At 60.3% G+C, this 26,437-nt stretch carries 21 protein-coding genes and 1 rRNA gene; 15 read left to right on the forward strand and 7 right to left on the reverse strand.

Going from position 1 to position 26,437, the window contains the following annotated elements:
- The first annotated feature begins 1 nt into the window (after position 1).
- A 5S ribosomal RNA gene (rrf, locus tag ACP7EW_RS18825) occupies positions 2-117 on the forward strand.
- Between the two features lie 283 nt (positions 118-400).
- The gene (locus ACP7EW_RS18830) at positions 401-2,281 is read left to right on the forward strand and encodes a methyl-accepting chemotaxis protein (RefSeq protein ID WP_426218894.1); all 1,881 of its coding nucleotides are present in this window, start codon (positions 401-403) and stop codon (positions 2,279-2,281) included.
- A 45-nt stretch (positions 2,282-2,326) separates the two neighbouring features.
- On the opposite strand, the gene ACP7EW_RS18835 is transcribed toward ACP7EW_RS18830, so the two are convergent.
- From ACP7EW_RS18835 to ACP7EW_RS18855, 5 genes are all read right to left on the reverse strand, one after another.
- Positions 2,327-2,785 carry an SRPBCC family protein gene (locus tag ACP7EW_RS18835; RefSeq protein WP_426218896.1) on the reverse strand — a complete coding sequence of 153 codons (459 nt, stop codon included), beginning with the start codon at positions 2,783-2,785 and terminating at the stop codon, positions 2,327-2,329.
- Positions 2,786-2,803: 18 nt separating this feature from the next.
- Complete coding sequence (locus ACP7EW_RS18840; RefSeq protein ID WP_426218898.1) at positions 2,804-6,181, reverse strand: amino acid adenylation domain-containing protein; 3,378 nt, start codon at positions 6,179-6,181, stop codon at positions 2,804-2,806.
- Complete coding sequence (locus ACP7EW_RS18845) at positions 6,178-7,125, reverse strand: diiron oxygenase (protein WP_426218900.1); 948 nt, start codon at positions 7,123-7,125, stop codon at positions 6,178-6,180. Before ACP7EW_RS18845 ends, ACP7EW_RS18840 begins: the two co-directional genes overlap by 4 nt.
- Positions 7,122-7,880 (reverse strand): DUF3050 domain-containing protein, encoded by a 759-nt coding sequence (locus ACP7EW_RS18850; RefSeq protein WP_426218902.1) that lies wholly within the window; start codon positions 7,878-7,880, stop codon positions 7,122-7,124. The genes ACP7EW_RS18845 and ACP7EW_RS18850 overlap by 4 nt, the downstream gene beginning before the upstream one ends.
- A gap of 315 nt (positions 7,881-8,195) precedes the next feature.
- Positions 8,196-8,906, reverse strand: coding sequence for a GntR family transcriptional regulator (locus ACP7EW_RS18855; RefSeq protein WP_033900080.1), 711 nt, complete (start codon positions 8,904-8,906; stop codon positions 8,196-8,198).
- A gap of 366 nt (positions 8,907-9,272) precedes the next feature.
- Here ACP7EW_RS18855 and ACP7EW_RS18860 point away from each other — a divergent pair, with 366 nt between their 5' ends.
- The 13 genes from ACP7EW_RS18860 to ACP7EW_RS18920 all read left to right on the forward strand — a co-directional run bounded on the left by ACP7EW_RS18860 (position 9,273) and on the right by ACP7EW_RS18920 (position 23,544).
- Complete coding sequence (locus ACP7EW_RS18860) at positions 9,273-10,166, forward strand: TauD/TfdA dioxygenase family protein (RefSeq protein WP_269132446.1); 894 nt, start codon at positions 9,273-9,275, stop codon at positions 10,164-10,166.
- 14 nt (positions 10,167-10,180) lie between these two features.
- Positions 10,181-11,206, forward strand: a complete 1,026-nt coding sequence (locus ACP7EW_RS18865) for an ABC transporter substrate-binding protein (protein WP_426218905.1) — start codon at positions 10,181-10,183, stop codon at positions 11,204-11,206.
- 1 nt (position 11,207) lies between these two features.
- Positions 11,208-12,059 carry an ABC transporter ATP-binding protein gene (locus ACP7EW_RS18870; protein WP_426218907.1) on the forward strand — a complete coding sequence of 284 codons (852 nt, stop codon included), beginning with the start codon at positions 11,208-11,210 and terminating at the stop codon, positions 12,057-12,059.
- Positions 12,060-12,070: 11 nt separating this feature from the next.
- Positions 12,071-12,919, forward strand: coding sequence for an ABC transporter permease subunit (locus tag ACP7EW_RS18875; protein ID WP_133076601.1), 849 nt, complete (start codon positions 12,071-12,073; stop codon positions 12,917-12,919).
- A 131-nt stretch (positions 12,920-13,050) separates the two neighbouring features.
- The gene (locus tag ACP7EW_RS18880; protein ID WP_177074385.1) at positions 13,051-13,677 is read left to right on the forward strand and encodes an energy transducer TonB; all 627 of its coding nucleotides are present in this window, start codon (positions 13,051-13,053) and stop codon (positions 13,675-13,677) included.
- A 52-nt stretch (positions 13,678-13,729) separates the two neighbouring features.
- The gene (locus ACP7EW_RS18885) at positions 13,730-14,650 is read left to right on the forward strand and encodes a LysR family transcriptional regulator (RefSeq protein WP_033900092.1); all 921 of its coding nucleotides are present in this window, start codon (positions 13,730-13,732) and stop codon (positions 14,648-14,650) included.
- A 102-nt stretch (positions 14,651-14,752) separates the two neighbouring features.
- On the forward strand, positions 14,753-16,288 hold the full coding sequence (locus ACP7EW_RS18890) for an MFS transporter (protein WP_426218911.1): 1,536 nt from the start codon (positions 14,753-14,755) through the stop codon (positions 16,286-16,288).
- Between the two features lie 15 nt (positions 16,289-16,303).
- On the forward strand, positions 16,304-17,362 hold the full coding sequence (locus ACP7EW_RS18895; protein WP_033900096.1) for an HlyD family secretion protein: 1,059 nt from the start codon (positions 16,304-16,306) through the stop codon (positions 17,360-17,362).
- Complete coding sequence (locus ACP7EW_RS18900) at positions 17,359-18,804, forward strand: efflux transporter outer membrane subunit (protein WP_426218913.1); 1,446 nt, start codon at positions 17,359-17,361, stop codon at positions 18,802-18,804. The genes ACP7EW_RS18895 and ACP7EW_RS18900 overlap by 4 nt, the downstream gene beginning before the upstream one ends.
- A 74-nt stretch (positions 18,805-18,878) precedes the next feature.
- Positions 18,879-19,388 carry a sigma-70 family RNA polymerase sigma factor gene (locus tag ACP7EW_RS18905; protein WP_038842405.1) on the forward strand — a complete coding sequence of 170 codons (510 nt, stop codon included), beginning with the start codon at positions 18,879-18,881 and terminating at the stop codon, positions 19,386-19,388.
- Positions 19,385-20,335, forward strand: coding sequence for a FecR domain-containing protein (locus ACP7EW_RS18910; protein ID WP_426218915.1), 951 nt, complete (start codon positions 19,385-19,387; stop codon positions 20,333-20,335). Before ACP7EW_RS18905 ends, ACP7EW_RS18910 begins: the two co-directional genes overlap by 4 nt.
- A 92-nt stretch (positions 20,336-20,427) precedes the next feature.
- Positions 20,428-22,881, forward strand: coding sequence for a TonB-dependent siderophore receptor (locus tag ACP7EW_RS18915; protein WP_426218917.1), 2,454 nt, complete (start codon positions 20,428-20,430; stop codon positions 22,879-22,881).
- Positions 22,882-22,980: 99 nt separating this feature from the next.
- Entirely contained in the window at positions 22,981-23,544 is a 564-nt protein-coding gene (locus ACP7EW_RS18920) for a hypothetical protein (RefSeq protein WP_426218919.1), read from the forward strand.
- A gap of 12 nt (positions 23,545-23,556) precedes the next feature.
- On the opposite strand, the gene ACP7EW_RS18925 is transcribed toward ACP7EW_RS18920, so the two are convergent.
- Complete coding sequence (locus ACP7EW_RS18925) at positions 23,557-24,261, reverse strand: DUF3142 domain-containing protein (protein ID WP_426218921.1); 705 nt, start codon at positions 24,259-24,261, stop codon at positions 23,557-23,559.
- A complete protein-coding gene (locus ACP7EW_RS18930) occupies positions 24,258-26,426 on the reverse strand; it encodes an outer membrane assembly lipoprotein YfiO (protein WP_426218923.1) in 2,169 nt (722 codons plus the stop codon). The genes ACP7EW_RS18925 and ACP7EW_RS18930 overlap by 4 nt, the downstream gene beginning before the upstream one ends.
- Between the last annotated feature and the right edge of the window lie 11 nt (positions 26,427-26,437).

The following is a 26,437-nucleotide window of genomic DNA, read 5'->3' on the forward strand; positions in this document are numbered from 1 at the left end:
TCTTGACGACCATAGAGCATTGGAACCACCTGATCCCATCCCGAACTCAGCAGTGAAACGATGCATCGCCGATGGTAGTGTGGGGTTTCCCCATGTGAGAGTAGGTCATCGTCAAGATTGAATTCCGAAACCCCTGTCTGCTAACGCAGACAGGGGTTTTGTCGTTTAGGGCCAGAAATAACTACGCTTGGTAACCCCGTTGCTTAGGTGTACCGCTGGTCGGTTTCCTACATAAAAACAGGAAATGACTCACAAATCCCTAAGATTTGCCAAAGCGTGGCCGAAAGCCTGACGAGCCATGCGTGCACCGAAATAGAGCGGCCAGAGAAGCCGCCTATACCGCTACATGGAATGTTCCACTCGGCACGCTCACCCCCCTTTGGCAAAAGAAGTCGATGAAATGAATCTCAAGTTCAGTCATAAAATTCTGTTGGCCGCGTCAGGCGTCGTGGTTCTGGCCTTCGCGTTATTCACCCTCTACAACGACTACCTGCAACGCAGCACTATCAAGCAGAACCTGGAGTCGTCCATCCAACAATCCGGTGAGCTCACCGCCAGCAGTGTGCAGAACTGGCTAAGTGGTCGAATACTGGTGCTTGAAAGTCTCACGCAAAACGTCGCTCATCAGGGCAATAGTGCTGATCTGCCTGGCCTGGTCGATCAATCGGCATTTACCTCGAATTTCCAATTCACCTACGTTGGCCAAACCAACGGTGTGTTCACCCAGCGTCCGGACGCAAAAATGCCTGACGGCTACGACCCCCGTCAGCGTCCTTGGTACAAGCAGGCAGTGGCAGCCGACAAACCCATGCTCACTCCGCCCTACATGGCAGCAGTGGGTGGGCAGATCGTGACGATTGCCATGCCGGTGAAAAAGAACGGCGAATTGCTCGGCGTAGTCGGTGGCGACCTGAGCCTGCAGACCCTGGTGAAGATCATCAACTCGGTGGACTTCGGCGGTATCGGACATGCGTTCCTGGTCAGTGGCGATGGCCAAGTCATCGTCAGTCCTGATCAGGACCAGGTGATGAAGAACCTCAAGGACATCTACCCCGGCACCCAGGTACGCATCGAGAAGGTGAACCAGGACGTCGTCCTCAATGGCCAGGACCGCATCCTGTCGTTCACTCCTATCAGTGGGTTACCCGGCGCAGATTGGTACATCGGTCTGTCGATTGATAAAGACAAAGCCTACGCACCGTTAGGCAAGTTCCGCACGTCTGCACTGATTGCCATGCTGATAGCCGTGGTCGCGATTGCAGTGCTTTTGAGCTTACTGATTCAAGTCTTGCTGCGCCCGCTCACCACCATGGGTGTAGCGATGCAAGACATTGCCCAGGGTGAGGGCGACCTGACCCGTCGCCTCGCTGTGACTAGCAAGGACGAGTTCGGCGAAGTCGGCAGTGCCTTCAATCAGTTCGTAGAACGCATCCACGCTTCGATCTCGGAAGTGTCTTCCGCAACCCGTCAGGTCCACGATTTGTCCCAACGCGTAATGGCCTCGTCCAATGCCTCGATTATTGGTTCTGACGAGCAAAGCGCGCGTACCAATAGTGTGGCTGCCGCGATCAACGAACTGGGCGCTGCCACCCAGGAAATCGCACGTAACGCCGCTGATGCTTCACAGCACGCCAGCGGCGCCAGTGAGCAAGCCGACGACGGGCGCAAAGTGGTGGAGCAAACCATCCTTGCAATGTCGGAGCTGTCGCAGAAAATCAGCCTGTCCTGCACCCAGATCGAGACGCTCAACGCCAGCACCGACAACATCGGCCATATCCTTGATGTGATCAAAGGTATCTCGCAGCAAACCAACCTGCTGGCACTCAACGCCGCCATCGAGGCGGCCCGTGCCGGTGAGGCGGGTCGAGGTTTCGCAGTGGTCGCTGACGAGGTTCGTAACCTGGCTCACCGCACCCAGGAGTCGGCCGAGGAGATCCACAAAATGATTACTTCGCTGCAAGTGGGCTCGCGTGAAGCGGTCACCACCATGAATGCCAGCCAGGCCTCCAGCGAAGAAAGCGTACAGGTCGCGAACCAGGCCGGTGAGCGCCTGGTCAGCGTGACACAGCGGATTGTTGAGATCGACGGCATGAACCAGTCCGTAGCTGCAGCTACTGAAGAACAGACGGCCGTGGTGGAAACCCTCAATGTGGATATCAACCAGATCAATCTGCTGAACCAGCAGGGCGTGACCAATCTCAATGAAACCCTGAAAGATTGCGATGCGTTGTCGCAACAGGCTAATCGATTGAAGCAATTGGTTGATAGCTTCAAGATCTGATCCGCTGATCAATCAGGCAGGAGCGAGTCATCTCGCACCTGCCACTTAGCCAAGTATCCGGCGGAGATTTTCCAGTGCGCTATCGGCGAAGTCCTGCACGAACTGTTCAAACCCTGTGTTTGCCCTGTCAACGGGCTCGGCAATGATTGTCCATGTCACCTTGGAACGCGCTTCTCCAAGAGCTTCCACACGGATCGCCGCCCACAATCTGGCCACACCGAGGGTGTTGTAGATCGTGGTCCAGGTCATTTGCATGGCCTGCTCGTCCCGGCTATTAAGTTGCTCCACCACACAGTTGCCATCGCGGAATAGCTTTGTACGCAAGGCGCCCACACCTGTGCCCCTCATTTCGATATGCGTCAGGTCAGGAATGAACACATCGAATCGGGCAAATTGTCCCACCATGTCCCACAGGCGAGGGGCAGGGCATTCGACCACGACGCATGCCACTATCGGCAGGCCGTTCGGGTTGCGAATTAACGTATCGGGTTGCAGCGCTTTCATAAGGTTGTCCTGAGGCGTTCAAAGAAAGCCGATGGCCTTGAGGTAGTTGCAGCCTTTACTCAACAGCGCCGGGTCTTTTTCGGGATAGTGGGCCCCCATCTGCTGCACACCCTGGCGCGCGTTGTCGTGACGAATCATTGAGGTGTCACCGATATCTTCGTCGAGACGGTCGAGATAAAAACCCAGCACGCCAAACAGTGCGTTGTCCCGGCTGATCGATCGTAGCGACTGTTGCCATTGCGCAACGCTCACCCGCCTGAAACGGTGCCCCGCCCGGCTAAAGGCATCCAAGTAATGCGCCCAGCTCAAAGGCTGTGGGTTGTGCAGGTTGAACACGCTCCGGCCGGCTTGAAAGCGATTGCAGTGGAACGCGATAAAACGAGTCAGGAAGTCCACTGGCATCAGGTCGAAGTTCAGCGCCAGTCTTGGTAGCAGGCCCAATTGCAGTGATCCCTTGAGCATCAGCATCAGGCGATTCTTCTGTGGCTGGCAGACGCCCGTAAGGCTGTTGAAACTGATATTGCCGGGACGATGGATGTTGACCCAGGCCCCGCGTTCCACCGCGCGCCCCAACTGCCGTTCGGCGACCCACTTGGACAAGTTGTAGCCATTCTTGATGTAAAGCGGCAGCGTGGTCGCGGCGGGCGCTTCGAGGACATAGCCCTGGGCGTCGATACTGCTAGAAGCTGACAGTGTTGAGATGAAGTTGAAGACCTTCTTACAGTGCGTCTCACACAGACGCAGGCATTCGAGTATGGGGTCAACGTTGTCCCTGGTCAGTGATGCGTAGTCCTTCACGTGGTTGACCTGTGCCGCGTTGTGCACCAGTACGCCAAAACGTTTAGCGAGGGTCTCATAGGTATCGTTGGCCAAACCCAATCGGGGCAGGCTGATATCAGCCGCGAGTACCTGCACTCTGCTCAAGTCCAGATGCTCCAGGCGATATTCGCGTAATGCTTGGGTGAATCGCGCCATTGCCGACTGTCCGGGTTCCTCTCGCACCAGGCACGCTATCTCAGTTGCTCCGGTGGCCAGCAATGCTTCGACGATATGGACACCCACAAAACTGTTAGCCCCTGTAACGATCATTTTATACGGATCGCCCACGCAAGCCTCGGGCAGTGTGTTGAATGGCCACTCTTGCTGAGCGTCGCGAATCGCGTGGTTGTAGGGGGCGTCGGGTGGTTCGCCGTTCTCCACCAATGTTGCAAGCGTACGAATTGTCGGCGCCTCAATGAAGTGACTGAGCGAGAAGCTACGGCCGAATTGTTCGCGAAAACGCAGTAACAGGGTGGACAGCAAAATCGAATGGCCGCCCAGGTCGAAGAAGCTTTCGTCGATAGAAAACTCTCCTACGGGCAACGCCAGCAGCTCGCCCCACAAGCGGGTCAATTGGATCTGATGCGAGGTTTGTGCGATGCTCCGGGCAGCCAGCAAATTAGGCTGGAGCGGTAGTGCCAGCAATGCCGAGCGGTCAATTTTGCCGTTGCTGGAACACGGCATGCGTGGCAAAACGTCCCAGAAACCGGGCTGCATATAGTCCGGCAGCCACTTTCGCGCGTGTTGCTGCAGGGCAGCCATGGTAGCCCCAGGTTGCGGTTGGGCAACAAAGCCACGGATCCTGCGGTTACGGTCGATCACCACCGCCACCTGGCGGTACAACCGGCTGTTGCGCAAGCACTGTTCAATCTCCTGCGGCTCGACCCGAAAACCACGAATTTTCACTTGATCATCACGCCGCCCCCCCATCACGATCCCATCGGCAGTCCACTGTGCCAGGTCGCCGCTACGGTAGGCACGCAAGGGCTGGCCACCTGGGATTGCCAGCTCCACGAAAGGGCTGCTGGCCTGTGGTGGCGCGTTTACATACCCAAGACTCACGCCAGGGCCGACGATATACACCTCGCCCATCACCTGTTCATCCACCGGTTGCCGGTGTTCATCAAGAATCAGAACCTGGCTGTTGGCGATGGGGTGGCCGAGATTGCGGTTGCTGTCACTGGGGCACAACGTCCGATGGGTGACCAGCACCGTGGCCTCCGTAGGCCCATAGAGGTTGTGAAGCTGGCACTGCTTCGCCAGATGCTCGATCACATGAGGCTCGCACACATCACCTCCGGTCAGCAGGTGCGTCAGGCCCAACGGTTGACCGAGCGGCAGAATGCTCAGCAGCGCAGGCGGCAGAAAGGCGTGAGTGACGCGCTGCCGATGGAGAAGATCCAGCAGTTGCTGAGGGTCTTGTCGTTGTTCTGCGCTGGGGACAATCAACGTGGCACCCGCTATCAGGGCGGGGAAAATATCGATCAGTGATGAATCGAAGCTCAGCGGCGAGAACTGCAAGACGCGCCCCTGTTCATCCAGGCTCACGCAGGACCTGAACCATGCTGTGAAATGTGCCAGGTTGGCTTGGCTGAGCAACACGCCTTTGGGTTGGCCGGTGGTGCCTGATGTAAAAAACATCATGCAGGGCGCATCGATATGAGGGTGAACGTGTACCAAGGGGCGTGCGATGGCGGCGTCGTGGTGGTCGTTGCTGCTGACATCCAATGAAGTCAAACGCCCGCGTAATGGGTGCTGGCCGGTATCCAGCAATACCCGAGCGCCTGCGATGTCGAGCATGGTCTGCTGGCGATGAGTCGGGTGCTCCGGATCCAGGGGGAGGTACACTGCACCACAGCCCAGCACCGCAAGAATGCTGGCATACAGTTCGATAGATTTTTCCAGGCACACCCCCACCACTGCTGGCGTCTGCGCAGTCTCCAGCAAGGGACGTAATTGTTGCTGGATTGCTGAGGCCCGAGCATGCAGGTGACGATAGGTCACTTCGCTGGCACCTATGTTCAAGGCGGCCCGGTCTGCGAAAGTGTAAAAACTTGCCTGCAACCGATTGATCAACGGCAACCTGGCTTCCTCTATCACAGCAGGGTCTGCGGTGTGGTTGAAGCGGTGGGTGAATGCCAGCGCTTCCAGTACTTCCAGACCTTGTTCAGGCCAGTCATTGGCGACGCCACTCAGCGTGAACTGCCCAGGGTCCCGTGCGAAACCACTGACGTGCAGCGCAACCCATTCCACCAGCGCATGCGTTACCTGCTGGCGGAGCCGCTGGCCATTACCACTAGGCTCGTCGGCGATGTTCAGTACCGCCACGAACTGTCGGTCGGGTCCATAGGCGCGCAGCTGCAGAGCGGGCAGCCCATAGCCGGTTAACGGGCCAACCCCAAGGCGTAGACTTAAGCCTGGCGTGTGATGATTTTGGTCTCGCAGCGACTGACTGCCGTCTTCGATCCACAGGTCGATGCCTTCATCACTCGAGATATGCCCATACTGTTCCAACTCCTGCCTGACAGCGCGCAAGGCGTTGCTGGCGCCGGCAAAGCTGATGGTCAGTCGCCTCATGCCACCCTCCCGGACGCTGGCAAGTAGTCGTTCAACGCTTGCGCCACACTCGGCGTTTGCAGTAAACCGCTGTGTTGGAGGAAGCCAAGAATATTGGCCATCAATGGATGCTGACGTGTGATGGGGAAGGCCAGCGCCGCGACTTCATCGCGTAATTCGCTGCGCAGGTGGGTGCTGATGTCGAGATGTTCGATCACGTACAGGTCGAAGTCTTTTTGCAGGTCGTTCGTCAGGTACTGGGCCAGTAGAACCGGCAGCACCTTGGCAATGCTGTTGCGGTCGTCCGCGCTCGCGGCCTGCCAGTACAAGCGTACGAGCCGTACCCAGAATTGTGCGTGACGGCCTTCATCAAACAGGTGGTCGGCCATCAGGCCGCGGATGGAGGCTTTGACACTGGTGTCCTTGGAAAACGCGGCCACATCGTGAGTCACCGTGTTTTCGGCAATGGCCACCCCAATCAACGCGACGGCATCGCGCAGGTGAGCTGGCGCCTGTGCCTGTGCCGCCGGCAGCGCGCGGCTCAACTCGATTTCCCTCGGCAGTTCCAAGGGTTGTATACCGGTCATGGCCACGGTTTGCTGCAGGAAATCCAGCGCAACCAATGCGTGGTAGTCCTCGTCCACAACGACAGTCATTGCATCAACACGACAGGTCAGCGGGAAGTGCACCGAAAAGCGATTCTTGGCGATGCTGCGTGCAGTCTCGTCGACGATCTCGGTCTCGAATATCACCACGTCGTTGATGAATTTGTAGAAGCTCTGCACCAGTACAAAATCGCGCCACTGCGGGCAGTGTTCAAGAAAGGTCGCACTGAGTACCAAGGGCTGGCGGCACAGGGGATAGATCAGCTTGTCATCGCTCTCCAGCAAGCGGCGCGGGCGTGTGCGAATGGTTGCTCGACGTTCCCAGTCGTGGGCAATGGGTTGGTAGTCGGTGGCGTTCATGGGTGCACCTCCTGCAGTGAGGCGCGAACCTCATCCCACAACGCGATACGCCCCTCCACGGCAGCGAGCGCGGCGTCGTTGGCCTGTTGCGGGTATGCCGGGTCAGCGTTGGCCAGGCGTTCGAGCAACTGCTCTGCCGCCGGTCCATGATCCTGGGTGTCCAGTTCGATGTGACGCTTGAGATAGGCGCACAAGATAGGCGCCTGGCGATGGATGAACTCATCAGATTGCAGGATGCGCTCGAACATTCCTGGGATGACATGCTCGCGACCATGCAGGAAGGTGGCCGCCACACAATGGATAGGCGCATTTAGCGCAAGCTGCAATGTATCGCTGACTAAGCGAGCGACGCCGGGAAGGACCTCGATCGCCTGCAAGGCAGCAGTTGCTTCCAGGCCTTGACGTTGCAGCGCAACGAAGCGGTTGATCGACGAGGTATTGGCACCTACCTCCGCCATGGCCTCCAGATAGAGTTCGAAGTGGCTGCAATAGCCTGTCTCGGGATGCAGGTCTGATTCCTCACCCAGTATGACCTCATTGATCAAGCGCGCTGCGTGTGGGTCGGCAGGCGGTAGCCAGGGCAGGCGAGTGCAGGTCAGGTCCTGTTGCAGGCGTTTAGCGAGGGTCATGAAATCCCAGACAGAAAATACGTGGCTTTCCATAAAAAGTTGTAACTTCCGCAGGGAAGTTATTTCTGAAAATAACGAATGCCCGCATAACTGAAGTTTTGCTGTTTCAAGTAACGGTTGATGCATGGTTGGTGCCTATAAGTTGCCGCGTCTGCTGTGAAAACAGCGATGAGTATTTGTAGTTGGCAAGAGGTGAGTAGCAGTAGACCAGTTGCTGGCGTGCAGGAGGACTCGATATGGGCGCTGCAACGTCTAGCGAAGTGTCTGGTTTAGTAATAAAAGATAATAAGCGGATTAAACAACTTTGCGGGCATACAAATGTGTTAGAAGTTTTGCTAAATAATATTTGCTGTAATCTAGTTACTTTGTTGGAAGTGGGAAGTTTCTTCGGGGCGGGGCGCCAACCGTTACTTGGTTCGCCCCGCAATAGGAGATGACGCCTTAGTGCGTGCCTTTCTTGGCGGGGGCACCCAAGCCGTTGAGGTATGCCGTGATCACCTCCATGCCTCGCATCAAGTGGTTACGCAGGGTCAGGATGCTTTCCTGGGTTTTTTTCTGCGCCACGAGGTTCAGTAGTTCGCGGTGATCTTCCTGGGATGTCTCGCCCAGCCCCATGGCCTCAAGGTTGTAACGCAGGAAACGCTCCTCTTCGTTCAAACCGTGCTCCACCAATTTGAGCAGCCGCTGGTTCGGGGCCTTGCCATAAAGTGCCATGTGAAACAGGCGATTGAGGCGTCCTATCTCTGAGTAGTCTTTTTCTTGTTCGAGGGCACAAATAAAGGCCTCCGCTTCGACGATATCGGTGTCAGTGAGCAAGGGAATTGACAGGCGCAGCGCTTCAGACTCCAGCAACATCCGCAGTTCATAGGTCTCGGCCGAGTTGTCTTCGATCAACGGAGCAACGACGGCGCCCTTGTGCGTCACTACATGCAGCAGTGACTGGGCTTCCAGCTGGCGCAAGGCTTCACGCACCGGCATGCGGCTGACCCCGAACAGGCTGGCCAACTCCTGTTGGCGCATGGCAGTACCACAGGGCAATCGACCATCCAGGATGGCGTTGCGCAAGGTTTCTTCAATTACGGAACGCGCGAGATGGGCGGGAATAGGTCCGCTGATCTTGATGCTGTTCAAAGGGGTCGGCTTCTGCGTCACGGTTACGCTATCCTCCTTATTAGAATGGACGTGGCTAATTGGATCCAATGCACACTAGAGACTGCCCGTAAGCTTGTCAAACGGGCACAGTTTCGGCTTGTAAGCGTTTCAACATAGCGCTCCCAACGCCCACAGCCAGCATTTAAGGCGCCTTACGCATCCAAGTTCATCCCGCCTGCTTCAAGCGCCGACAATTGCAGCATAAGGTGTTTGAACTGAACACTTTACTGCGGTGATTTATTCCCCAGGGCCAAGCAGCATGAGGTTGAGCCGGAACATTCCCGCATATCGATATTCATTAACGGTATTTAAATAGCCGTTCTTATATCTATAAAGTCAATCTCCTGTCTGACCGGGAGTGACCTCATGTCCGCCACCTCTACTGTTCCAACAGCGAACGCTACCGCCCAAACCTTCGAGATTCGTCCATTGCCCGGCAGCGTCGGCGCCGAGATCATAGGCTTGGACTTGTCGAGACCGGTCAACGACCAGGATTTTGCACGTATCCACCGCACGCACCTGGACCATCACGTCGTGGTGTTCCGCGACCAGCGCATCACCCCCGAACAGCAGATCGCTTTCAGCCGCCGCTTCGGTGTGCTGCAGATCCACGTGCTCAAGCAATTCCTGCTGGCCAACCACCCGGAAATCCTGATCGTCTCCAACATCATCGAAAACGGTCAATCCATCGGACTGGGAGACGCTGGAAAATTCTGGCATTCGGATCTGTCCTATAAAGAACTGCCCAGCCTAGGCTCGATGCTTCACGCCCAAGAGCTGCCCTCTGAAGGTGGCGACACCCTGTTCGCCGACATGCACAAAGCCTGGGACCAACTGCCCGCGCATCTGCGCACCGCCGTTGAAGGCCGCAGTGCCGCGCATTCCTACACCGCGCGCTACAGCGAAACCAAATTCGAAGGCAATTGGCGCCCCACACTGACCCCCGAGCAGCTTGCCCAGGTCGCGGAAGTTGTGCACCCCATCGTGCGTACCCACCCGGAAAACGGCCGCAAGGCGCTGTTCGTCAGTGAGGGTTTCACCACACGCATCGTCGGTCTGCCGGAAGACGAAAGTCGCGACCTGCTGGCCCAGCTTTACGCCCACAGCGTGTTGCCGCAAAACATCTACCGCCACCCATGGCAGCCCCACGACCTAGTGTTCTGGGACAACCGCTCGCTGATTCACCTGGCTGCCGGTTGCCCTAGTCATCTGCGCCGCAAGCTGTTTCGCACCACCATCCAGGGCGACGCGCCTTTCTGATTCGGAGCATGACCATGTCCAGGAAAATACCCTTCGCACGGCTGGCCGCGACTGTCGGCCTGGGCGTCAGCCTGCTGGCTGGCAGCCTTGTTGCACCGACAGCCGCGCAGGCCGAAGGTGAGATTCGTATCGCCGAACAGTTTGGCATCGTTTACCTGTTGCTCAACGTGGTGCGCGATCAGAACCTGATCGAAAAATACGGCAAGCAGGAAGGCATCGACATCAAGGTCGACTGGACTCAGCTGTCCGGCGGCGCCGCCGTCAATGACGCGCTGCTCTCCGGCTCCATCGATATCGCCGGTGCCGGCGTCGGCCCCCTGCTGACCATCTGGGACCGCACCCACGGCAAGCAGAACGTCAAGGCCGTCGCGTCCCTGGGTAACTTCCCGTACTACCTGGTGAGCAACAATCCCAAGGTCAAGACCATCGCCGATTTCACTGAGAAGGACCGCATTGCGGTGCCTGCGGTCGGCGTTTCTGTGCAGTCGCGCTTCCTGCAATACGCCGCCGCCAAACAGTGGGGCGACAAGGAATTCAATCGCCTCGACAAATACACCGTCGCCGTCCCGCACCCGGATGCAACCGCCGCCCTGATCGCTGGTGGCACCGAGCTGACCGGGCACTTCTCCAACCCGCCGTTCCAGGACCAGGCCCTGGCCAACCCGAATGTGCATGTGGTGCTGAACACCTACGACCTGCTCGGCCCGAACTCGCCGACGGTGCTGTTCGCCACCGAGAAATTCCGCAATGACAATCCGAAAACCTACAAGGCATTCGTCGAGGCGTTGACCGAAGCCGCGCAGTTCGCCCAGAACGACAAAGGGGCTGCGGCCGACACCTATATCCGCGTGACCAAGGCCAAGATTGACCGTGCCGAACTGCTGAAAATCATCGACAACCCGCAGTTCGAATTCAGCGTCACGCCCAAGAATACTTATCCGCTGGCGGAATTCCTCTACCGCGTCGGCGCTATCAAGAACAAGCCTGAATCGTGGAAGGACTACTTCTTCCAGGATGCCAAGCCCCTGCAAGGAAGTTGAGATGAACGCGCCCTTGCAAGGCCACACGGCCAGCAACCTGAACACCGCCTTGCCGTTACTGGCGGTGGATAACGTCAGCCTGGAATACCGCACCCCCGAGCGCGTGGTGCGGGCCACCCATCAGGTGAGTTTCGAGATCGATCCCGCCGACCGCTATGTGCTGCTCGGTCCGTCGGGCTGTGGCAAATCCACCTTGCTCAAGTCCATCGCCGGGTTTATCAAGCCCTGCGAAGGTGAGATCCGTCTGCTCGGGCAAAAGGTCGAGCAACCGGGCCCGGACCGCATCGTGGTGTTTCAGGAGTTCGACCAGTTGCCGCCGTGGAAAACCGTCAAACAGAACGTGATGTTTCCACTGCTGGCCTCGAAAACCTTGAAGCGCGCCGAAGCCGAAGAGCGCGCGCGGCACTACCTCGACAAAGTTGGCCTCACGGCGTTTGCCGACGCCTATCCCCACACGCTTTCCGGCGGGATGAAGGCCCGTGTCGCCATCGCCCGTGCCTTGGCCATGCAGCCGAAAATCCTGTTGATGGATGAGCCCTTCGCCGCCCTCGACGCCCTGACCCGGCGCAAGATGCAGGAAGAACTGCTGCTGCTTTGGGAAGAAGTGCGCTTCACCTTGTTGTTCGTGACTCACTCCATCGAAGAAGCGCTGGTGGTGGGCAACCGTATCCTGTTGCTGTCGCCTCATCCGGGTCGCGTGCGCGCGGAAATCCACAGCCATCAATACGACCTGCACAGCCTCGGTGGCGTGGAGTTCCAGGCGTCGGCGCGACGCATTCATCGCCTGTTGTTCGATGAAGCGCCAGAGGCCGAACGTGAGTTGGGTTTCGCTGATATCCGCATCGCGTATTAAGGGGAATATCCATGCGCCAGGAATATGAAATCACGCTCGAACCGCTGCTCAGCGTCCCCGTGGAGCGCGAACTGCCTCTGCGTCAACGCCTGTGGCAACAAGGCTGGCTGCGCAAGGGCCTGATCCTGATCGTGCTCGCGATCCTCTGGGAAGCGGTTGCGCGTTATCAGAACAATGACCTGCTGTTGCCGAGCTTCTTGCAGACATCGGCCGCACTTTATGACGGCCTGCTCAGCGGCGAACTGCTGAGCAAGGTAAGCATTTCGCTGGTGGTGCTGATCAAGGGTTACCTGATTGGCATCGTGCTGGCGTTCGCCCTGACCACCTTGGCGGTGTCGACCCAACTGGGCCGCGATCTGCTGAGCACCCTGACCTCGATGTTCAACCCGCTGCCCGCCATCGCGTTGTTGCCGCTGGCGCTGCTGTGGTTCGGCCTGGGGCAGAACAGCCTGATCTTTGTGCTGGTGCACTCGGTGTTGTGGGCGCTGGCGCTCAACACCTATTCCGGGTTCCTCGGCGTGTCCGAAACCTTACGCATGGCCGGGCGCAACTATGGCCTCAAGGGCATGCGTTTTGTGCTGTTCATCCTGATCCCGGCGGCACTGCCGTCGATCCTCGCAGGCCTCAAGATCGGTTGGGCATTTGCCTGGCGCACGTTGATCGCCGCCGAGTTGGTGTTCGGGGCCACCAGTGGCAAGGGCGGCCTGGGGTGGTACATCTTCCAGAACCGCAACGAGCTGTATACCGACAAGGTGTTTGCCGGGCTGGCGGTGGTGATCCTGATCGGCCTGTTGGTGGAAAACCTGGTGTTTGATACCTTCGAGCGTCTGACAGTGAAGCGCTGGGGCATGCAGCGTTGATTACGCGGAATCGTAAGAATCGTCGTTTTTAAATAGGAATGGTTGCTCTTTGCCCTGTCCGGCTTTGATAATCCCGCCCGAATTCGGCGCCGCGATGGCGTCGAACCGGTTTAGTAAAGGGATTTACGACTATGCGTTTTTTTGTCTTGGCAGCGGCTTTGTTGTTATCGACCTCAGTGTTGGCCGAGTTCGTCCCCGAAGCGGTGTCCATGCCAAAGCCCACCTACCCCTCTTACTTGATCAGCCTCCCGGGGCACGCACGCATTAACTTGAACATCCACAGCGACGGTTCGGTCAGCGACGTAAAAGCGCTTAGCGCTACCAAGCCTGAGTTCGGCGCAGCCGCCGTGGAGGCGGCCAAGCAATGGCGTTTCAAACCCTGGACAGTGAATGCCGACCAGCCAGCGGTGATCAACGCGCTGAATGAGATGATTTTTACGCCTGAAGCGCCCAGAACGAAAAGCTCCCAGCTTTCGTTCATGGAAACGACCTATCAATCCTGCAGCGCACTGAACGAAGAATTCAGTGCGTTCCGCCGCGACCACCCCTCCCGTCCGCTCGTACAAATGAAGAGTTTTGCGATCACCCGTGTAGCAGTGATGTTCCCGGCGTTGAGCGGTAAAAGTGACTACAACGAAGGCCTGGTCAGAGCCGACGAGCTGGAAAACGCCTTGCCGGATATCGTGCGCAAGTGCCAGGCTCACCCTAAATCCACCTACGCGAAATACCTGCCCCGCAACCTGAGGCGCTACCTGTAAAGCCTGCTACGATTGCGCTCAATTCACGCCCCGTTGATCACGAGTGCTTGGCATGCAACTACCGGACATGAACCTGCTGGTCGCCCTCGACGCTTTGCTCGACGAAGGCAGCGTGGTCGGCGCCGCGCGCCGCATGAACCTCAGCCCGGCGGCCATGAGCCGCACCCTTACGCGGATCCGCGAAGCGGTGGGTGACCCGATCCTGGTGCGCGCCGGTCGCGGCCTGGTGCCGACGCCCAAGGCCCTGCAGTTGCAAGGCCAGGTACGCAACGTGGTGGAACAGGCGGCGCTGCTGTTCCGTTCGGCGGACCAAGTGGATTTGAGTACATTGCGCCGTCGTTTCAGCGTACGCGCCAATGACTTTTTCATCGGCGTGTATGGCGGTCGCCTGTTCGACACCATGGAGCGCATGGCCCCGCTGTGCGAGCTGTGCTTCGTGCCCGAAGGCGACACCGACGACGAAGCCCTGCGTGAAGGCCGCCTGGATTTGCGCGTGAGCAACACCATGCCGGTCACCCCAGAAGTGAAGGTGCAGAACCTGTTCTCCACCACCTTTGTCGGCCTGGCGCGGGAAGACCATCCGTTATTCGACGAAGAAATCACCGCCGCCCGCTTTGCCAGCTATTCCCATATCAGCATCTCGCGGCGCGGCATTGCCCGTGGGCCGATCGACACTGCGCTGAATGCCCAGGGCCTGGAGCGCCGCGTGGCGATGATCGCGCCTGGCTTTCACGGCGCGATGTTCATGCTGCCCGATTCCGACCTGCTGCTGCCGGTACCCAAGGAAGCGCTGTTGAGCGCCAATCGCCTAAAACTGCCCCTGCGCTCGTTCGCGTTGCCGATCTCCCTGCCGACGCTGGTCTTGGCCCAATCCTGGCACCCGCGATTCGACAAAGACCCTGCTCACAAATGGCTGCGCGAGACCATGCGCGAGAGTTGCCACGCCACCTGGCTTGAAGCGCAGCCAGTCTAATCATTGCGTCTGGCGCACTTATATCCTTCCAACAAGTAACTTTTTGTCATGTGTGTGCCTGATTAAACTGCTCAGGTATTTAACATTCCGAGTTACCTGTTCATGACGTCCCTCGCTGCCCCCACCCTTGCGGCCGCAGCCACACCCACTGCCATGACCCCACCCGTATTCGGCCCGCGCATCATCATCGGGCTGATCGGCGTGTTGCTGGCGGTGCTGGTTTCCGGCCTCAACGAGATGGTCACCAAAGTGGCCCTCGCGGATATCCGCGGTGCGCTGTACATCGGTTTTGACGAAGGCACCTGGCTGGTTGCGGCTTACACCGCGACTTCCGTGGCGGCCATGGCGTTTGCGCCCTGGTGTTCGGTGACCTTTTCGCTGCGCCGCTTCACGCTGTGCGCCATCGGACTGTTCACCGTGCTCGGCATCCTGTGTCCGTTCGCGCCGAACTACGAAAGCCTGTTGCTGCTGCGTACCGTGCAAGGCCTGGCCGGCGGCGCGTTGCCGCCGATGCTGATGACCGTGGCCCTGCGTTTCCTTCCGGCCAACGTCAAGCTGTACGGCTTGGCCGGTTACGCGCTCACAGCCACCTTCGGCCCGAGCCTCGGCACGCCCCTGGCGGCGCTGTGGACCGAGTACGTCGGCTGGCAGTGGGCGTTCTGGCAAATCGTCGCGCCGTGCCTGCTGGCCATGGTTGCCGTGGCCTACGGCCTGCCGCAGGATCCGCTGCGCCTGGAGCGCTTCAAGCCGTTCAACTGGCGTGGCTTGCTGCTGGGCTTCCCGGCGATCTGCATGCTGGTCATCGGCATCCTGCAAGGCAATCGGCTGGACTGGTTCGAGTCGGGCCTGATCACCTTCCTGCTGTGTGGCGGCAGCCTATTGCTGGTGCTGTTCATGGTGAATGAATGGTCGCAGCCGATACCGTTCTTCAAATTGCAGATGCTCGGCCTGCGCAACCTGTCGTTCGCGTTGATTGTGCTGGCGGGCGTGCTGATGGTGCTGACCTCGGTGATCATCATCCCATCAAGCTTCCTCGCCCAGGTCCAGGGTTACCGTCCGCTGCAAACCGCGCCGGTGATGCTGCTGATGGCGATCCCACAGTTGATCGCGCTGCCGCTGGTGGCGGCGCTGTGCAACCTGCGCTGGGTCGATTGCCGTTGGGTGCTGGGGATCGGACTGGGCATGTTGGTGCTGTGCTGCGTGGGCAGTGCGCACCTGACCTCGGAGTGGATTCGCGACGATTTCTACGGCCTGTACCTGCTGCAAATATTCGGGCAACCGATGGCCGTGTTGCCGCTGCTGATGCTTTCTACCGGCAGCATCCAGCCCATGGACGGGCCGTTCGCGTCCGCCTGGTTCAACACCATCAAGGGCCTGGCTGCCGTGATTGCTACTGGCGTGCTCGACACGCTCACCACCCAACGCCTGCACTTCCACTCGACCATGTTGGTGGACCGCCTGGGTAACTCACCCCTGGCTGAAGGCGACGCGCCGGGCCTGGCACACCGCCTGCACGAGCAGGCCGTGGTGCTGACTTCTTCGGATCTGTATTACGTCATGGCTGCGGTCGCAGTGGCGTTGATCCTGCTGATTTTCTGGATGCCCACGCGGATCTTTCCGCCTCGCGCACCGACTTGATAGAAAGGACTGTTCATGAAACGCAAAGACAAAATTGCCGTCTCCGTCATCGCCGTATTTGCGGTCGGCGTGTTGGTGTACCTGGTCGCGCCGGGCGTGCTGGGCAGCAAGCGCCAGACCACCAACGACGCCTTCGTCGCCGCTGACTTCACCCTGGTCGCGCCGCGCGTGGCCGGCTTTATCAAGGAGGTGTTGGTGGAAGACAACCAGCGCGTCAAGGCCGGGCAACTGCTGGCGCTGATCGACGATCGCGATTTCCGCGCTGCCGCCCAGGCGGCCGACGCCGATACCTTGGTGGCGCAGGCCCAACTGAAAAACGCCACGGCGACCCTGGAGCGGCAAAGTTCGGTCATTGCCCAGGCCCAGGCCACCGTCGCGGCGGATCGCGCCGAAATGGCTTTCGCCGAACACGAACTCAATCGCTACAACCACCTCGCCGGAGTCGGCGCTGGCACTGTACAGAACGCTCAGCAAGCCAAGACCCGAATCGACCAGGCCACCGCGCGCCTGGCCAATGCCACGGCCGTGCTGGCGGCGGAACGCAAGCAAGTGGAAATCCTCACCGCCCAGCGTGATGCCGCCGAAGGTGGGCTCAAACGCGCCCAAGCCGCGCTGGAACTGGCCAGTTTTCAACTGTCGTACACGCGCATCGTCGCGCCGGTGGATGGCATGGTCGGCGAGCGTGCAGTGCGGGTGGGCGCCTATGTGACGCCGGGCAGCAAGATCCTCGCGGTCGTGCCGCTGGAAGAGGCTTACGTGGTCGCCAACTTCCAGGAAACCCAGCTCTCCCATATGCATGCCGGCCAAGCCGTGCAGGTGCGTGTCGACAGCCTCGACGGTGAATTGCTCAACGGCCATCTGGAGAGCCTCGCGCCCGCGACGGGCGTGACGTTTGCCTCGGTCAAGCCGGACAACGCCACCGGTAACTTCACCAAGGTGGTGCAACGCATTCCGGTGAAGATCGTCCTCGAACCCAACCAGGCGCACATTGAGCGTCTGCGGGTCGGCATGTCGGTGGAAGCCAGCGTCGACACCTCGCCGGCCGCGCAGCAGCGCGAGGTGGCTCAGCAATGAAACGAGTGGCCTGGCTCACCTTGAGCCTCATCAGCCTGAGCGCCTGCACGGTCGGTCCGGACTTCCACACGCCCCAGAACCCGCAAGTGACCCAATGGAGCGAGCCCCAGGGCCGCCAGGCGGCCAGCCGTGCGGTCAGTGATCCGTTGCAGGAACGCTGGTGGGATGTGTTCCAGGACGCGCAACTCTCGGCGCTTACACGCCGCGCGCTCACCGATAACCTCGACCTGAAACTCGCCAGCAGCCGCCTGCAACAAAGCCGCGCGGTGCGCCAGGTGACCACCGCCGAGCGTTATCCGAACGTCAATGCCAACGGTGATTACCTGCGACAACGCAACAGCGGCAAAGGCTTGAGCGACCCGTCCGGCAACAATGGCCGTTCGGCGTTCAATCAGTGGGACATGGGCTTCTCCGCTTCCTGGGAGCTGGACTTCTGGGGCCGCGTCAAACGCGAAACCGAAGCCGCCGACGCCACCCTGCAAGTGGCCGAAAACGATCGTCGCGCGGTGCTGTTGTCAGTGTTGGCCGAGACCGCCCAGGACTACATCCAACTGCGCGGCGTGCAAAACACCCGCGCCGTCACCGAGCAAAACCTTGATGTCGCCCGCCACAGCCTCAAGCTGTCGCAGTTGCGCTTGGCGGACGGCGTGGCGACGGACCTGGACGTCGCCGAAGCCGCCGCCCAAGTCGCCGCCATCGAGGCGCGCCTGCCGGATCTGCAACAGCGTCAGGATCAGCTCATCAACGCCCTCAGCCTGTTGATGGGCGAGCCGCCGCAAGCCCTGCACGCGCAATTGTCCAAGGACGCCGCGGTGCCGCAAACCCAGCGCCAGGTCGCGATTGGTCTGCCGTCGGAGCTGGCCGAACGCCGCCCGGATATCCGCCAGGCCGAGGCGCGTTTGCATGCCGCCACTGCGAGTATCGGTGTGGCCAAGGGCGATTTCTACCCACGCATTACCTTGTCCGGCAGCCTCGGCTCCCAGGCTATGCAACTGTCGGATTTTGGCTCCTGGGGATCTCGCGCTTTTGCCTTCGGCCCGCAGTTCAGCTTGCCGCTGTTCAACGGTGGGCGCCTGCAAGGCATGTTGAGCCTGCGTGAAGCCCAGCAACAGGAAGCGGCGCTGGCGTACCAACAAACCGTGCTGCGCGCTTGGCATGAAATCGATGACCAACTGACCCGCTACAACGCCAGCCAACTGCGCCGCGACAGCCTTGCCGAAGCCGTGCGCCAGAACCAGATTGCCCTGCGCACCGCGCAGCAGCAGTACGTTGAAGGCGTGGTGGATTTCGTCAACGTACTCACCGTGCAAAGCGCGCTGCTGGCCACGCAAGAGCAGTGGGTGGAAAGCTCGACGGGCGTGTCGCTGGCGATGGTCGGCTTGTACAAAGCGTTGGGCGGCGGCTGGGAATCGGTGTACCCGCTGCAAACCGCCGGGCGCTAAGTACAAAGAGTTTTTGTCAGTCGCTAAATAAACTGTAATGATAATTGCTCTCAATAGTGTATCTGAGCTTTTTCATGGACAGCGCGACTGACGGCCAGCAACAGCTTCACCTCCTGTACCGCGACCATCACGGCTGGCTGCAAGGCTGGCTGCGCAAGCGCCTGGGCGATCGCGAGCATGCGGCTGACGTGGCGCAGGACACCTTCCTGCGCCTGCTGGTGTCCGGGCGCTTTCCCGGCGACAAGGAAAGCCGCAGCTACCTGGCGCAGATCGCGCGCAACCTGGTGATCGACCAGTGGCGCCGCCTGCGCATCGAGCGCGCCTACCTGGAAAGCATCGCGCACCTGCCCGAGCCGGAATCGCCGTCCCTGGAAACCCGCGCACTGATCCTCGAAACCCTGATGCAGATCGACGCCATGCTCGACCGCATGCCCGACAACGTACGCCAGGCGTTTTTGCTGTCGCAGTTCGAAGGCCTGAGTTATGCACAGGTCGCTGAGCGCTTGGATGTCTCCATTAGCTCGGTGCAGAAGTACATGACTCGCGCCATCGTCGCCTGCTACCAAGTGGCCTACGCCGAATGAGACACGACGCACCTATCGCCCCGGCGATTGTCGAGCAGGCCAGCGAATGGCTGATGCTGCAATGGGGCGGCGACCTGCAAGGCGAACAACGCCAGGCTTTTGCCCGATGGCAGGCTGCCGATCCGGAACATCGTCGGGCCTGGCAGCGTTTGCAGCAGCTGCAGCACACCCTCGGCAGCGTGCCTACCGACAGCGCCCGCGCGGTGTTGCGTGACACGCCGGATACGCAGCGCCGCGCTGCGCTCAAGCTGCTCGGCCTGCTGCTGGTCGCCGGCGGCAGTGGTTACCTGGTGCAACGCAGCGAACCCTGGCAAGCCGCCTTCGCGCAATACCGCACCCGCACCGGCGAGATTCGCCACCTCACCCTCAGCGATGGCACGCGCCTGGACCTCAACAGCGACAGCGCGGTCGACCTGCGTTTTAGCGCCAGTGAGCGGCGTATTCGCCTTATCCGCGGCGAGATCCTGCTGACCAGCGGCCACGATCCCTTCCGCCCGTTGATCGTCGAAACCCCAGCGGGCGATGTGCAGGCGCTGGGCACTCGTTTTGCCGTGTGCGAACTGGCCGATGGCAGCCGTGTCGACCTGTACGAAGGTCGCTTGCGAGTGACCCCGGTACATGGCGTAGCCGTGCAGATGAACGCCGGTGATAGCCTGTGGTTCGACCCGCATCAAAGTTCGGCGCTGGCGGCGGTGAGCGCCAATGCCAGCAGTTGGACCGAGCACCGCCTGATCGCCGAGCGCCAGCCGCTGGGCGAGTTCGTGGCGCAACTGAGCCGTTATCGTCCGGGGCTGCTGCGGTGTGATCAGGCGGTGGCCGGTCTGCTGCTGACGGGCGTGTTTCCGCTGAGCGATACCGACGCCATCCTCGCCGCGCTGGAGCGCTCATTGCCGGTCCAGGTGCAGGCGGTCACGCGCTACTGGGTCACGATCAAGGCGCGGGCCTGAAAATTTTTTCACTTGTGCTTGTCGGTTTTTGCGTCCCGTTCGGGATACCTCTTGAAAGCCAATCAAGAAGCGATCTCACGGGGAGTCCTGCAATGCCGCACCACCCAATCCAACCCTTGGCCCGCGCCCTGCGCCGTGGCGTGTTTGTCAGCCTGTTGGCGACGGTGCCGATGGTGCCGACGCTGGTCCATGCCGAAGAAAGTACCGAGGCGCAGCGTAGCTACAACATCCCGGCCGGCAGCCTCGACCAGGCACTGAATCGCTTTGCCAGTGCGTCGGGCATTTTGCTGTCGGTCGACGCGACGCTGACCGAAGGCAAGCGCAGTGCGGGCCTGCAAGGGCGCTATGGCGTCGGGTCGGGTCTGGAGCGGCTGCTGGCGGGCAGCGGCCTAATGGCGATGCAATCCCAGGGTGGTTGGTCATTGCAGGCGGTTTCCAATGGCGGACCTTTGCAACTGGGCGCCACCCAGATCAGCGGCCAGCAAGCCCAGGAAAGTGCCTGGGGCCCGGTGGACGGGATTGTCGCCACGCGCAGTGCGTCCGGCAGCAAGACCGATTCGGCACTGGTGGAAATTCCGCAGACCATCAACGTGATCACCGCCGCCGAGATCAAGGCGCGCGGCGCGCAAAGCGTCACCCAGGCGTTGCTCTATACGCCGGGCATGAGTGCGGGTGGTTTCGCCGACCGGGTGAAGCTGTTCGATGAGCCGACCTCCCGGGGCTTCTCGCCTACGCCGCTTTATCTGGACGGTCTGCACTTGCCTTATGGCGGCGGCAGCACCGGCGGTGCGTTGCAGATCGAGCCGTATTCCCTGGAGCGCATCGAAGTGCTCAAGGGCCCGGCCTCGGTGCTGTACGGGCAGAACCAGCCTGGCGGCATCGTCAACATGGTCAGCAAGCGCCCCAGCGAAACGCCGATCCACCAAGTGGTACTGGAAGCGGGCACCTACGAGCACAAAAGCGCGGCCATCGACCTGAGCGGTCCCCTGGATGAGCAAGGGCAGTTTCTGTATCGCCTGACCGGCTTGGCCAATGACGGCCAGGACGAGATCAACTACGTCGAAAACAAACGCCAGTTCATCGCCCCCAGCTTTACCTGGCTGCCCGACGATGACACCCGCGTGACGGTGTTCGCCCAGTACCAAAAAGACAAAGGCGTGCCCGAAGCCCAGGGGTTGCCGGCGTCCGGCACGCTGTGGGCCAACCCAAACGGCAAGATCAAGCGCGACCTGTTTATCGGCGAGCCTGGCGTCAACCAGTACAACCGCGAGCAATACGCGCTGGGCTACGAGATTTCCCATCGCTTGAACGACACCTGGACGCTCAAGCAAAACGCGCGTTACGCCGAGGTCGACGACCGCTACACCGCGCCGTTGCACGGCTACCGTTTCGTCGCCAACCCGACCACTGGCGTACAGGATCAACGCTACCTGCAACGCTTTGGTGTGGACTGGGCGCAGAACAACAAAGTGTTTGGCGTGGACAGCATCGCCCAGGCGGAATTTGATACCGGTGCCTTCTCTCATACGATGATCTTCGGCCTGGACTACTACCATTCCAATTCGCAGTTCCACGGCTTGTACGACCGCAATCCGCCGATCATCGACCTGTTCAAGCCGGTCTACGGCCAGCGCTTGAATTTCGGCCAACCATACCGCTGGGACCGCACCATCACCCAGACCGGCCTGTACGTGCAGGACCAGATCAAGTGGGACAAATGGGCATTGGTACTGGGCGGGCGCTACGACTGGGCCAACGTCGTCAACAAAGAGCCCCTGGCCGACACCCGGTTCGCCAGCAAAGACCAGGCCTTCACGGGCCGTGCGGGCCTGGTGTATCTGTTTGATAACGGCCTGGCGCCGTTTGTCAGCTACACGGAATCCTTCCTGCCGCTGGCCGGCACTGACGCTAACCAGAAGCCCTTCGAGCCGTCTACCGGCAACCAATACGAAGTCGGTGTGAAGTACCAACCGCCTGGGCAGAAGAGTTTCGTGCAGGTCTCGGTCTATCAACTGGACCAGGAAAACGTGCTCACCACCAACCCGGTCGACACCACGTTCAGCACCCAAAGCGGCGCTATGCGTTCACGCGGCGTGGAAGTGGAAGCCAAGGCCGTCCTCAGCGATGCCTGGGACATCGTCGCGTCGGCTTCGCGCAACGACATCAAATACACCAAGGACAACGACGGCCGCGAAGGCCGCCATCCCGCCGGTATCTCACCGCTGACCGCGTCGATGTGGGTCAACTACAGCGTAATCGGCGACACCCCGCTGGCCGGCCTCGGCGCAGGCCTGAGTGTGCGCTACGCCCGCCAGAGCCTGGGTGATTACTACGAAGGTGCCTTTACTGTGCCCTCCTACAGCGTCTACGACGCCAGCCTGAGCTACGACCTGAGCCGCTCGCCGCTGAAACTCAAGGGCGTGAAATTGGCGATGAACGTGCAGAACCTCACCAACAAGACCTATGTGTCGCAGTGCACCAGTGACCTGGATTGCTACTACGGCGAAGGGCGTACGGTGGTGTCGAGCCTGACCTACGACTGGTAGGCAGTCGGTTGTAGGACACGTCCTGATTGAGTCGGGTGTGAACTTTAAACGTCTCGCGAGCGTTAGCTTTTGGCTGGCCACCCTCGCGAGATACGGCCTATGTCTGTCGCTGAAGATCCCTATGCCACACCACGTTCCCGCCTGAGCTGGATGCCGGTTCGCGAACCGGTATTCCTGGTGGTCGCCCCGCGCAAACTCCTCGTCTTGGTGCTGCTGACCCTGGGCGGCTACTTTGCCTACTGGCTCTACCAGCAATGGACGCTTCACCAGCAAGCCAGCGGCAAGACGCTGTGGCCCTGGGTTCGGGTGATGTTTCCGGCGTGCTACTTCTGTTCGCTGATCCTCAGCGTGATGCGTGAACTGGAGCAGGGCGAGTCGGCCTACCATTGGTGGCCGCGCTGGCTGGCGGCGGTGATCTTTGTGGGAGGGTGCTTGCCGTTCACCGTGCTGTGGCTGTTGTCGCCGTTTGCCGCACTGGCTGTCGTTGCCTGCATCGCCGTGTTGCAGGTGGCGTTGGCGTTGCAGCTGCAGTGCGCGATCAATCACTTGGAGCGAGATCCCGAGGGAGAGGCGAATGCACGCCTGACGCGCGCCGAATGGCTGGGAGTAGGAGTCGGGCTACTGGGATGGGGCTTGCTTGTTACCGTCTGGGGCGCCGGATAAGGGAACGGCGTTTCAAGGGTTTTGTAAAAACACCACATACCCTCGAAACCACTCGCTCGTTTGCAAATACTCCGGTTCCTCCCACGTCCCGCCTTGAATCAAGCCGATCTTGAACGGCAACCCCAACCGATTCATCCGTGGCAAATACGCCGCGTAATCGGGGATGCTGTGGCGCCCCTGGTACGTCTGCACCACCACTTCATCCACCACGCCCCTGAGCTGGGCGATGGCGGTGGGGTCGGCATTGCTGCTCCAGTCCATCAGGCCGGTGATGCTCAGGCGCAGGTCGGCGGGCAGGCGCTGGCGCAGGTCGCGCAGGAAGTCGGCGTATTCGTGCAGGTACTGGGTACGGGCGTCGAAGTCGATCTGAATGCCGACCACCGGGTTGCCTGCGTCGCGCCAGCGTTGTACCTGGCCAAGCAGTTGGGTGTAGACCTGTTCGGGCCAGCGCAGGGTATGGGCGCGGTAGACGATCCAGATGTCGCCCTGGGTCAGGCGCGGCACGCTGATGCCTTGGGCGATCATCTGCACCCCGCGCCCTGGCGCGCGGCGCGTGGAATTGATCTGGCCCTGGAGGATGTACAGGCTTTTCGCCTGCTTGATCACCGGCTGTGGCGTGACCCCGCTCCACAGCCAGAAAGCGTCATAGTCGCGGGCGTCGACGGCGCCGAAGGCCGGACTTGCCAGCAACAGCAAGCCGAGCCACAGCTGCTTCACCAGTAGTACTGCAGCGATTTGCCCCACTGGGTGTCGGCGTAACTGGTTTTCAGCTGGCGGAACCAGGCTTTGCGCACGGCCGGTTCCACGTCCACACCGCCGCAACTGTTGTAGCCCGACGGTCCGTAGCAGTTGATGGCGCGGAACAGTGCGTAGGCCTTGTCATTCTTGGGGGCCTTGGCGTTGCCGATCACCTGTTTGTAGCCGTCCAGGCGCGAGAAGGTTTCACCCTTGAAGTCCGATGCACTGCTGCCCAGGCTGCCGGCGGCGCGCGCCTGTTCCAGTGGCATGCCGTCCAGGCCATTGCGCAGGATGAATTCCCCCAGGCAGTTCAGGCCCTGTGGGTTCTTGGCATCGGCCTGCAAGGTCGCGGCGATTTGCGTGATGCTCGGGCAGGCGTAGCCGGACTCGGCTTTGTCACCGTTCCACTGGAACAGCTTCAAGGTCTGGCTGGCGCTGTAGACATAACCCAGGCTGGTGCCCAGTTTGTCGTCCGGGGCCGCGGCTGGCAGTTGCTTGAGGTCGTCGGCGAACGTTGCGTACTGGCCGCGCAGCAGGTCTTTGTAGAGCAACACGAATTGCGCGGTCTGGCGTTCCAGGGGGTCGCTGGCCCCGGCGATCTGCTGGCGCAACAACTCGGGACCGGCGACGTTGCGCAGCAGGATGTAACGCACCGGCTTGGCGCTGATCGGTGAATCGGCGGCAAACACCTTGGCCAACTGGCCGCTGCGCTCGTAGTTCAGGGCCAACGCCAGCTCAAGCTGGTCGCGTTGCAACGGCAGTTTCGCCAGTGGCAGCAGTTGCAGCCAGAGCGCTTCGGCGCCTTTCCAGTCTTGCTTGGCTTCCAGGGCCAGGGCGCGCAGGGTCTGCTGGCTGAAGGCGAAGTAATTCAAGCTCGACGGAACGCTCTGGGGCAATTGTTTCAGCGCAGCGTCCGGCTGATGCTCGGTATACAGCGCAGACACCGCGAGCAAGTAGTCATACAGCTCCGGCGCGCCGGCGAACGCCGCTTTCTGCTTTTCCAGGTCGGCGCGAGAGAGGGCGGGCTGGTTGCCTCCGCGCATCACCATCAGGTCACTGACAAACTGGATCATCGGCGTGGTGACGGTCTCGCTATTGACCATCAACAGCTTGAGGTCGGCTTCCTCCACCAGATCATCCAGCGACACATTGCGCTGCGCGTCAGTCGCTTCGGTCATCGCCCAGCCGAAGGCCTCGGCGAGTTTGGTGTTGTCACCGGCCAGCCAATAGACGCGACGCAACAGGCCACGGGCGGAGGCCAGGTAGTCGCCCTGTGGATAAGTTTTCAGGTAACCGAGGAAGCCTTCTTCGGCATCACTCAGGGCGGACTTATCCACATGCTCAAGCTGCGGCATGCCGTACTCGTCAAAGGCTTCAGCCTGGGCCTGGTTCAAGGAGGTACGTGCGGTCATGTACAGCGCGGTTTCCTTCAGCCAAGGCACCTGGCTGGTGCTGGCGGCGGCAAAACCGCGCTCAGCGTCACCGAAGCGGCCGCTGTAGAAGTCGGCGGCGGCTTGCAGGTAGGTACGGAACAGTTGGCCGTCGTTGGACTGGATCTGCTGGGCGTCCACCACCTGGCCTTCCCACGAACAGGCCTTGAGCAGTTGCAAGCGCGCCTTTACCAGCAACTCACGCTCGGCTGCCGGCATGTCGGCCTTGATCACCTGGCTGATGAAGGCCGTGGCGCTGTCATCATCGTTGCTGCGGCAACGGCTGCCTTCGCCAGTCAGGAACGCTTCGCCTGCGGTCTTGTACTCGTCGCGCTGGATGCCCAGGGGCTTGAGCAGGGTGTCGAGTTCGGCGGTGCGCGAGTCGTCCGGCTTGTTTTCGGGCTCATCGTTTGTCGCGGGAATAGGCGCCAGACGATAGACCGGGAAGGGCACCAGGCCGAAGCCTTGGGACAGATCGTCTTCGCTCAGGGCGTTGGGCGTGAGCGGTTCGGCCTTTTTGTCCGCCAGCAGCAGGCGCAGGTTGACGCGACTGTCGTTGCCGGGGCTCAGGAAGGGCAGGTTGCTGCAGGAATCGAGGCTGTCACGCGAGACACGCCAATCGGGGTAGCACGAGTCGTCAGAGCTGGCCTGGGCCTGTTGGGTGATGCCGGCAAGCAGTGCCAGTGCCAGAGGTGACAGAAAACCGATGCGCATGACGTGTCCTT

The organism is Pseudomonas sp. DWRC2-2 (genome assembly GCF_049897885.1).
Classification (GTDB): domain Bacteria; phylum Pseudomonadota; class Gammaproteobacteria; order Pseudomonadales; family Pseudomonadaceae; genus Aquipseudomonas; species Aquipseudomonas azotoformans_A.

Excerpts from the sequence above, each read along its gene's own strand:
- ACP7EW_RS18830 (WP_426218894.1), top strand. The coding sequence starts at position 401 with ATGAATCTCAAGTTCAGTCATAAAATTCTGTTGGCCGCGTCAGGCGTC.
- ACP7EW_RS18835 (WP_426218896.1), bottom strand. The coding sequence starts at position 2,785 with ATGAAAGCGCTGCAACCCGATACGTTAATTCGCAACCCGAACGGCCTG.
- ACP7EW_RS18840 (WP_426218898.1), bottom strand. The coding sequence starts at position 6,181 with ATGAGGCGACTGACCATCAGCTTTGCCGGCGCCAGCAACGCCTTGCGC.
- ACP7EW_RS18845 (WP_426218900.1), bottom strand. The coding sequence starts at position 7,125 with ATGAACGCCACCGACTACCAACCCATTGCCCACGACTGGGAACGTCGA.
- ACP7EW_RS18850 (WP_426218902.1), bottom strand. The coding sequence starts at position 7,880 with ATGCATCAACCGTTACTTGAAACAGCAAAACTTCAGTTATGCGGGCAT.
- ACP7EW_RS18860 (WP_269132446.1), top strand. The coding sequence starts at position 9,273 with ATGTCCGCCACCTCTACTGTTCCAACAGCGAACGCTACCGCCCAAACC.
- ACP7EW_RS18865 (WP_426218905.1), top strand. The coding sequence starts at position 10,181 with ATGTCCAGGAAAATACCCTTCGCACGGCTGGCCGCGACTGTCGGCCTG.
- ACP7EW_RS18870 (WP_426218907.1), top strand. The coding sequence starts at position 11,208 with ATGAACGCGCCCTTGCAAGGCCACACGGCCAGCAACCTGAACACCGCC.
- ACP7EW_RS18875 (WP_133076601.1), top strand. The coding sequence starts at position 12,071 with ATGCGCCAGGAATATGAAATCACGCTCGAACCGCTGCTCAGCGTCCCC.
- ACP7EW_RS18880 (WP_177074385.1), top strand. The coding sequence starts at position 13,051 with ATGCGTTTTTTTGTCTTGGCAGCGGCTTTGTTGTTATCGACCTCAGTG.
- ACP7EW_RS18885 (WP_033900092.1), top strand. The coding sequence starts at position 13,730 with ATGCAACTACCGGACATGAACCTGCTGGTCGCCCTCGACGCTTTGCTC.
- ACP7EW_RS18890 (WP_426218911.1), top strand. The coding sequence starts at position 14,753 with ATGACGTCCCTCGCTGCCCCCACCCTTGCGGCCGCAGCCACACCCACT.
- ACP7EW_RS18895 (WP_033900096.1), top strand. The coding sequence starts at position 16,304 with ATGAAACGCAAAGACAAAATTGCCGTCTCCGTCATCGCCGTATTTGCG.
- ACP7EW_RS18900 (WP_426218913.1), top strand. The coding sequence starts at position 17,359 with ATGAAACGAGTGGCCTGGCTCACCTTGAGCCTCATCAGCCTGAGCGCC.
- ACP7EW_RS18905 (WP_038842405.1), top strand. The coding sequence starts at position 18,879 with ATGGACAGCGCGACTGACGGCCAGCAACAGCTTCACCTCCTGTACCGC.
- ACP7EW_RS18910 (WP_426218915.1), top strand. The coding sequence starts at position 19,385 with ATGAGACACGACGCACCTATCGCCCCGGCGATTGTCGAGCAGGCCAGC.
- ACP7EW_RS18915 (WP_426218917.1), top strand. The coding sequence starts at position 20,428 with ATGCCGCACCACCCAATCCAACCCTTGGCCCGCGCCCTGCGCCGTGGC.
- ACP7EW_RS18920 (WP_426218919.1), top strand. The coding sequence starts at position 22,981 with ATGTCTGTCGCTGAAGATCCCTATGCCACACCACGTTCCCGCCTGAGC.
- ACP7EW_RS18930 (WP_426218923.1), bottom strand. The coding sequence starts at position 26,426 with ATGCGCATCGGTTTTCTGTCACCTCTGGCACTGGCACTGCTTGCCGGC.